2 protein-coding genes are annotated in these 1,046 nt (G+C 68.7%); both read right to left on the bottom strand.

Annotated elements, in window-relative coordinates:
* Positions 1–55 precede the first annotated feature (55 nt).
* The gene (locus AB0N07_RS52100; protein WP_365848146.1) at positions 56–421 is read right to left on the bottom strand and encodes a DapH/DapD/GlmU-related protein; all 366 of its coding nucleotides are present in this window, start codon (positions 419–421) and stop codon (positions 56–58) included.
* Positions 422–564: 143 nt separating this feature from the next.
* Positions 565–1,046: hypothetical protein (locus AB0N07_RS52095; protein ID WP_365848144.1), on the bottom strand; the 482-nt coding region annotated here is incomplete at its 5' end.

Raw genomic sequence — 1,046 nt, 5'->3', positions numbered from 1 at the left:
TCCTTCGCCGGGACGATCACACTGACGATCGGTGTACCTGCAACCGCCGACTCGTTCACGTGGCGGCCTCCCCGTCCACATCGCGAACGCGTCGGGCGGGCACACCGGCATACAGGCCATTCGCCTCGCAGTCTTTGGTGACGACGGCGCCGGCCGCGATGATGCACCCTGCCCCGACATTCAGTCCCGGAAGGATGATCGCGCCGGCCCCGATCCACGTGCCGTCGCCGACCACCACCGGCTCCGGCCCGCCTTTTCCGGCCCGCATCTCCGGACCACCGATCGAGTGCTTCGCGGTGATGATCATGGACCGCGGACCCATGTAGACGTTCCGCCCGAGGGCAACGGGGCCGTTGTCGATGAAGACCTCACGGTTGAGATAGCACCCCTCTTGCATGGTCAGCGCCGAGGGGTCCAGCACCCTCACCTCAGCGGAGAACCAGGAATCCCGGGCGCCCTGCAGGCCGAGCCGTGCGAGGAGGGCGGGACGCAGGCGGTTCGGGAGGACTTCGGAACGCGACGCGACAAGAAGGAGACGGCGAGCGGTGGCACCTCCGGGGATTTTCATGCGCGCTCCTCCCCCTGCCTCGTGATGGCCATGGCGACTCCTAGGGCGCTGGCCGGCCGGCGCTTCCGCGGCACGTATACCTCGGCCTTGCCCCAAGCGTGGCCGGCTGCAGTGTTCAGGCGCATCCACACCCCGGGCCAGTCACGCGGTTTGCGACCGGCCGCCATGAGAGCGGCGCTACCGGCTGCGCGCGCCAGCTCCCCCCAGGGGCTGGGGAAATGCGAGCGAGCGTTCAGCCCATAACGGTCGGCAACTAGAGCATGGGCGTAGGCCGATCGTCGGGCCAGTCGGGTGCGGAAGCGCAGGTCCCATTTCCCACGGAAGGCGATACGCACCGCGGGGGCTACATCCACCGCGATGCCCAGGCGGTGCGCCCTGACGCCGAAGTCGTTGTCCTCGTAGACCCCGCCCAGAGAGATGTCGAAGCCGCCGACGCGTGTGTAGACGTCCCGGGTCGCCCCGAAGTCCCCGCCCATCA

Origin of the sequence: Streptomyces sp. NPDC051172 (assembly GCF_040682555.1) — a bacterium.
In the GTDB taxonomy this organism is placed as follows: domain Bacteria; phylum Actinomycetota; class Actinomycetes; order Streptomycetales; family Streptomycetaceae; genus Streptomyces.
This window is presented reverse-complemented; position numbering and strand designations above follow the sequence as displayed.